General features: G+C 61.4%; 5 protein-coding genes. All 5 read left to right on the forward strand.

What is annotated here, in order from left to right; translation table 11 throughout:
* Window positions 1-15 precede the first annotated feature (15 nt).
* Window positions 16-2,043, forward strand: a complete 2,028-nt coding sequence (locus LKX83_RS30320; protein ID WP_227886740.1) for an ABC transporter ATP-binding protein — start codon at window positions 16-18, stop codon at window positions 2,041-2,043.
* 453 nt (window positions 2,044-2,496) lie between these two features.
* Entirely contained in the window at window positions 2,497-3,042 is a 546-nt protein-coding gene (locus LKX83_RS30325; RefSeq protein WP_227886741.1) for a GNAT family N-acetyltransferase, read from the forward strand.
* A 994-nt stretch (window positions 3,043-4,036) separates the two neighbouring features.
* On the forward strand, window positions 4,037-4,438 hold the full coding sequence (locus LKX83_RS30330) for a hypothetical protein (protein WP_227886742.1): 402 nt from the start codon (window positions 4,037-4,039) through the stop codon (window positions 4,436-4,438).
* 180 nt (window positions 4,439-4,618) lie between these two features.
* Window positions 4,619-5,494: an undecaprenyl-diphosphate phosphatase gene (locus tag LKX83_RS30335; RefSeq protein ID WP_304518359.1), complete on the forward strand. Its 876-nt coding sequence runs from the start codon at window positions 4,619-4,621 to the stop codon at window positions 5,492-5,494.
* 177 nt (window positions 5,495-5,671) lie between these two features.
* Window positions 5,672-6,879 (forward strand): DEAD/DEAH box helicase (locus tag LKX83_RS30340; protein WP_227886743.1); only part of this gene is annotated, 1,208 nt, incomplete at its 3' end.

The raw sequence follows: 6,879 nt of genomic DNA on the forward strand, positions 1-6,879 counted from the left end.
AGGTGTTTAACCGCTATGACAGGCAAGCGATTGTTCCGATACGCCATGATCTACAAGAAGCCGATCTTCGCCGCGCTGGCGCTGCTGCTGCTCGCCGTGTGCGTGGAGCTCATCGGCCCGTTCCTCGCCAAACGCATGATCGACCAGAACATTCTCGGCATCGAGAAAACGTGGTACCGGGTCGACGCCGACCAGAAGTACGCCGTACCGCACCAGGGGCAATGGTACGTGCGGGAGGATCATCTGCCGGATGCCGCTCCGCGCACGCCGGACCGGGCGGTCCACGTCCTCCAGGAAGGACGCGGCTACTACTGGGTCGCCAGCGAGCTGGCGTTCGACGGCCAGCGGAAAATCGCGGACGGCCAGATGACGATCACGTCGCGGGAGGACGGCCGTACGCAAACTTACCCTGCGACCAGACTGACGAAGGAGGAGCTGTTCGCCTTCTACAAGCCGGAGATCCCGATGATCCTCACGCTGGCAGGCTCCTACTTCGGCCTGCTGGTGCTCGCGGCCGGCTTCACCTACGGGCAGCGGCTGCTGCTGCAGACGTCCGCGAACAGGATTGTGCAGCGCATGCGCGAGGACGTCTTCGCCCATACGCAGCGGCTGCCGGTCAACTACTTTGACAACCTGCCGGCGGGTAAGGTCGTCTCGCGCATCACCAACGACACCGAGGCGGTCCGCGAGCTGTTCGTCGCGGTGCTCGCGAACTTTTTCTCCGGCACGATCTATATGGTCGCCATCCTCGGCGCGCTGTTCCTGCTGGATCCTAGCCTCGCGCTGATCGCCCTGCCGCTCATTCCGCTGCTCGGCATCTGGATTTATCTGTACCGCAAATACGCGGGGAAATTCAACAACGTCATCCGGGCCAAGCTGAGCGACATCAACGCGATGATCAACGAATCGATCCAGGGGATGCCGATCATCCAGGCGTTCCGCCGCCAGCAGAAGACGGTCGAGGAGTTCGGCGAGCTGAACCAGGAGTACTTCACCTACCAGACGAAGCTGCTGAGCCTGAACTCCGTCACCTCGCACAACCTGGTGAACGTCGTCCGCAACATCATCTTCATCGGCGTGGTGTGGATGTTCTGGGGCGACTGGCTCGGCGCGGCCGTCTCGGTCGGCGTGCTGTACGCGTTCGTCGACTATATGAACCGGATGTTCCAGCCGATCGTCGGCATCGTCAACCAGCTGGCGAACCTCGAGACGGCGCGCGTGTCGGCGGAGCGGGTGTTCACGCTGCTCGACGAACCGGGCGTCGATGTCGACAACGGCAAGATGGCGCGCTATCGCGGCGAGGTGACGTTCGAGGATGTCACGTTCGCCTACAAGAACAACGAGAACGTGCTAAAAAACATCAACTTCCACGCGCGGCAAGGGGAGACCGTCGCGCTCGTCGGCCACACGGGCTCCGGCAAGAGCTCGATCCTGAACCTGCTGTTCCGGTTCTACGACATCGAGCACGGCAGCATCAAGATCGACGGCCGCGACGTGCGCGACATTCCGAAGCAGCAGCTGCGCGAGCATATGGGCATCGTGCTGCAGGATCCGTTCCTGTTCACGGGGACGATCGCGTCCAATGTCAGCCTCGACAATCCGGCGATCAGCCGGGAGAAGGTCGTGCAGGCGCTGAAGGACGTCGGCGCGTACGACATGTTCATGAGCCTGCCGGGCGGCATCGACGAGCCGGTCATCGAGAAGGGCAGCACGCTGTCCGCCGGCCAGCGGCAGCTCATCTCGTTCGCCCGCGCGCTCGCCTATGATCCGGCGATCCTCATCCTGGACGAGGCGACGGCGAGCATCGACACCGAGACCGAGGCGATCATCCAGGCGGCGCTCGACGTACTGAAGAAGGGGCGGACGACGTTCGTCATCGCCCACCGGCTGTCGACGATCCGCCAGGCCGACCAGATCCTCGTGCTTGATCACGGCGAGATCGTCGAGCGCGGCAATCACGAGACGCTGATGCAGTTCGGCGGCAAGTACTACGGGATGTACCAGCTGCAGCAGGGCGGCTCCGCGACCGTGCTGAGCGCCTAGTCGGGCTGAGCGAGGGTCGCAAGCTGGGATCGAGAGGTTGGCGGCAGCGACAGAAGGGAAGCCGGGTAGGAAGGCTTCGATGGAGCTGCGGTGGCAGCGGGAGATCCTAGGATCAGCGAGAACGATGCAAGGGAACGAGGGAAAAGGTGGGCTAGAACGACGCAAGGGAACGAGAGACCGAGCGTTCGTTCTAGCGAATGAAATCCCGGGAGACCGAAAAGGTTAGAAAGCAAAAGAGAGAGAAAGAGAAACAAAGAGAGAGGCGGCTAAAGCCGCCAACGGATAGAGAGAGAATCACGGGAGCAAGCTGTAAGGAGCAAGAGAAACCGCGAACGGAACGAGGCAACAAATCGGCCTGTTCCGGCCGTCGGGGCGCCACCGGAAGGGGCGGACGCGCGCCGAGACGGAAGCGGGAGAGGACCAACCAAACCCCGACCGAAAAAGGAGGCCTTCATGATCCAGATTCGTACCGCAGCGGCCAGCGACGGCGAGCAGATCTACCAACTGCACCTCCGGGCATTCGGAGGACGCAAGGAGGAGTCCGAGCTCGTGGAGCGAATCCGCGTCTCGGACGGCTACGTGCCCGAGCTGTCGCTCGTCGCCGTTGAAGAGGAGACGGGCGAAGTCGTCGGCCACGCGCTGATCAGCAAGGCGGCCGTCTACGATCTCGACCAGCCGACCGAGGTGCTCGTGCTGGCGCCGATCGGCGTCGACCCCGCGTACCAGCGCCAAGGCATCGGCGGGCATCTCATCCGCGAAGGGCTGTCCCGGGCCGAAGCCCTCGGCTTCAAGCTCGTGTTGCTCATCGGTCACCCTTCGTATTACCCGCGCTTCGGCTTCGAGCCCGCCGGGCTGCACGGCCTCGTGCTCATGCAGTTCGTCGTGCCGGACGAAGTCTTCATGGTGCGGGAGCTGGCCCCAGGCGAGCTGGTTCGCATGCGCGACGAGCGCAAGGGCACGGTTGGGGAGCTGAAGTACCCGCAGACCTTTTTCGCCTGAGAAGGCGGATGGTGGATGACGGGCGGTAGAAGGCGGGCGGGCGCAGCTTTCTTTCTGCGACGCGACGCGAAAGAGCTTGGCGATCGGACCTCAGGAGAGGGGGCCGGCGCCAGGCTCTTTTTATTTTGGGAGATGGGGAGAAGTAGTGCATAGGCGGATTGGACGGCGATGGAGAGGCGAAGTGCGGTAAGAAGTTCCGCACATGCGGAAAAGGGGGCGGCGGAGAGAGGATGAGCGGAAAAAGGTACTGCACATGCGGGCTGGTTGGCGATGGAGTGGCGAAGAGCGGTAAGAAGTTCCGTACATGAGGATAAGTTGGCGGCGGAGAGAGGATGAGCGGAAAAAGGTACTGCACAGGCGGGTATGGACAGCAATGGAGGGGAGATGAGCAGTAAGAAGTTCAGTACATAAGGAGAAGAAGTCGTCCGAGAGACGATGAGCGGGAAGAAATTCCGTACATGCGGAGAAGCGGGCGGCGGAGGGACGATGAGGGGAGAAAGATACTGCACAGGCGGGCTGTGCGGCGATGAAGTGGTGAAGTGCGGTAAGAAGTTCCTTACATGCGGAGAAGCGGGTGTCCGAGAGGAGATGAGCGGAAAAAGATACTGCACATGCGGGTATGGACAGCAACGGAGGGGAGATGAGCAGAAAGAAGTTCCGTACATAAGGAGAAGAAGGCGTCCGAGAGACGATGAGCGGTAAGAAACTCCGTACATGAGGATAAGTTGGCGGCGGAGGGACGATGAGCGGAAAAAGATACTGCACAGGCGATGTGAGGAAGAGAATAGGAGGATGCGTATGTACGGCTGTATCAGCAAAATAGGGACTATAGACCGATTTAACCGCGTTGGAACCTAAAAGGCGAAGCATATCAATGGATTCGGGAGATTTAGTGCGCGGAAAACGGCTAGAAAACCGAAATAAGTAGGTGAATATCCCTATATTTCATAGTAAAATAGATCTATCCAAACGGTAATTCCAGGAGGGCAAGGACATGGCCGTAGATCTGCGTATCGCACACTGCCCCGGCTGCGGACAAGTCTTCCAGAAAAATATGCGCGGGATGTGCACGACGTGTTCGGATGCGGAGGACGCCCAACTGGCGGCGATCGAGCGGGAGCTGCGGCGCGACCGCAAGCTCGATACGGACCAAGTCGCGGCCCGGACCGGGCTTCGTCCCGAGCGCATCCGCAGCTGGATCCGCAAAGGGAAAATCCGGCTGCACGAGTATCCGAATCTGACGGATGCATGCGATCTGTGCGCGGCGTCGATCCGCAGAGACAAGCTGTGCACCGCGTGCGCGAACCGCATCCGGAGCGCCATCCAGCATGAGTATGAGCAGGAGCGCCTGATGAAGGATCGGCGGCGGGCCGCGAACAGCTTCCTGTTCCGCTAAATTCCTACGCGAAAACCAAGCCCTGGTCCTCCGGACCGGGGCTTCCTTTTTTTCACAAGTTAAGAAGCTAGCTCCGAAGACATAATTTCTTAAGAATTGCATGTTAGAATCGACAAGGCTGGTCTCTACCATATAAACTTAGTACGAAAAGAAAGAGTGGATAAGGAGAAGATCATACGAATGGAATTGTGGGAATTCTTAAAAACCGTTATTCTGGGCGTCGTTGAAGGTTTGACCGAGTTCGCACCCGTCTCCTCGACGGGACACATGATCATTGTCGACGATATGTGGTTGAAGTCCGCGAAGTTCTTGGGCGAGCAGCCTGCCGTCACGTTTAAGGTCGTCATTCAGCTCGGATCGATCTTGGCGGTCGTCGTGCTGTTCTGGCGGAGATTCCTCGACCTGCTTGGTCTGCGCCGAATGACGGCGGCTTCCGCGGCCAAGGAGGCCCGCGTCGAAGGAACCGGCGAGTGGGCGCAAACCGGCAGCGGCCGTCTCAAGCTGATGCAGGTCATTGTCGGGCTTATTCCGGCCGCCATTCTCGGGCTGCTGTTGGACAACTTTATCGAGGAGCATCTGTTCTCCACCGGCACGGTGCTCATTGGTCTGGTGCTCGGCGCGCTTCTCATGATCGCAGCCGACAAATTCGGCCCGCGCCGGCCGACCGCGCACACGGTTGACCAGATCACGTACAAGCAGGCGCTGGGCATGGGTCTGGTGCAGTGCGTGTCCCTGTGGCCGGGCTTCTCGCGCTCGGGCTCGACGATCTCCGGCGGCGTTCTGCTCGGGATGAGCCACCGCGCAGCGGCGGACTTCACGTTTATTATGGCCGTGCCGATCATGGCCGGGGCGAGCGCCCTCACCCTTCTGAAAAACTACAAGTACATCACCGGCGACGTGCTGCCGTACTTCATCGTCGGCTTCATCGCGGCGTTCGTGGTGGCGCTTTTCTCGATCCGCTTTTTCCTGTCGCTGGTCAACCGGATCAAGCTCGTGCCGTTCGCGATCTACCGGATTCTGCTGGCGATCGTCATCGCGCTGGTGTTCTACCTCTAATCAGGTGCGGCGCATATCCAAACCCCTTTTTCTCGGCGACGAGTGAAAGGGGTTTTTTGCCGGGAAGAACGCCCGGGGGAACGCCCGCCGAATCCGCCGAGGAAAATCGCGCCGAATGTGGTACGATAGGGATACGAATGCGGCGCATGTCGCCGTGCATACAAATGAGGTGCTATCGTGGCAAGTTTCAAGGAATTGGGCGTTGCCGAGCGCTGCTCGGCTTTGCTTCAGCAATTAGGCATTAAGGAGCCGACTCCGGTGCAGGCGCAGACGATCCCCATCGCCCTGACGGGCAAGGACGTCATCAGCCAGGCCCAGACGGGTACGGGCAAGACGTTGGCGTTCGTCCTCCCGATCCTGGAGCGGATCAAGGCGGATTCGCCCTATTTGCAAGGACTCATCGTGACGCCGACGCGCGAGTTGGCGCTGCAGATCACCGAAGAGGTTCGGAAGCTGCTGCCCGCCTATGAAGGCGTGCGCGTGCTGCCGGTCTACGGCGGTCAGGATGTGGAAGCGCAGCTGCACAAGCTGCAGGGCCACGTCCATCTGATCGTTGCGACGCCGGGACGGCTGCTCGACCATATGCGCCGCGAGACGGTGCGGCTTTCCAACGTGCGCATGCTGGTGCTGGACGAGGCAGACCAGATGCTGCACATGGGCTTTCTGGGCGAGGTCGAGGATATCCTGAGCCAGACGCCGCGAGACCGGCAGACGATGCTGTTCTCGGCGACGATGCCGGACAAGATCCGCAGCCTGGCGGGCCGCATCCTTCGTTCACCGGAGGAAGTGACCGTGCGCGCCAAGCAGGTGACGGTCAAGGATACCGAACAGCTCGTCATCGAGACGACCGACCGGGCCAAGCAGTCGGCGCTCGTGGCGATGATCGAGGAAACGCAGCCGTATCTCGGCATCGTCTTCTGCCGGACGAAGCGACGGGCGAGCACGCTGAACGAGGCGCTGCAGGGGATGGGGTATGCGTGCGACGAGCTGCACGGCGATCTGTCGCAGGCGAAGCGCGAGCAGGTCATGCGCAAGTTCCGCGAAGCGCGGCTGCAGCTGCTCGTGGCGACGGACATCGCGGCGCGGGGCCTCGACGTCGAAGGCGTCACCCACGTATTCAACTATGACGTGCCCCAGGATGCGGAGAGCTATATTCACCGCATCGGTCGGACGGGCCGTGCGGGCGAATCGGGCGTGGCGATCACGTTTGTCGCGCCGAAGGACCGAGGCGACCTGGGCGTGATCGAGAGCGGCATCGGCATGGGCATCGAGCGCCGCGCGATCGGCCAGAGCGGCAGCGTGCGCGTCGCCGAGCGCGAGCCTCGGACCGGCCGCACGCCGGGCGCGTTTGGGCGGCGCGGCGCAGCAGCCGGCGGCCGTGCCGG

The organism is Cohnella baijiui (genome assembly GCF_020731285.1).
Classification (GTDB): Bacteria; Bacillota; Bacilli; order Paenibacillales; family Paenibacillaceae; genus Cohnella.

Bases quoted from the DNA above. Each gene is read 5' to 3' on its own strand.
- LKX83_RS30320 (WP_227886740.1), top strand. From the start codon at position 16: ATGACAGGCAAGCGATTGTTCCGATACGCCATGATCTACAAGAAGCCG.
- LKX83_RS30325 (WP_227886741.1), top strand. From the start codon at position 2,497: ATGATCCAGATTCGTACCGCAGCGGCCAGCGACGGCGAGCAGATCTAC.
- LKX83_RS30330 (WP_227886742.1), top strand. From the start codon at position 4,037: ATGGCCGTAGATCTGCGTATCGCACACTGCCCCGGCTGCGGACAAGTC.
- LKX83_RS30335 (WP_304518359.1), top strand. From the start codon at position 4,619: ATGGAATTGTGGGAATTCTTAAAAACCGTTATTCTGGGCGTCGTTGAA.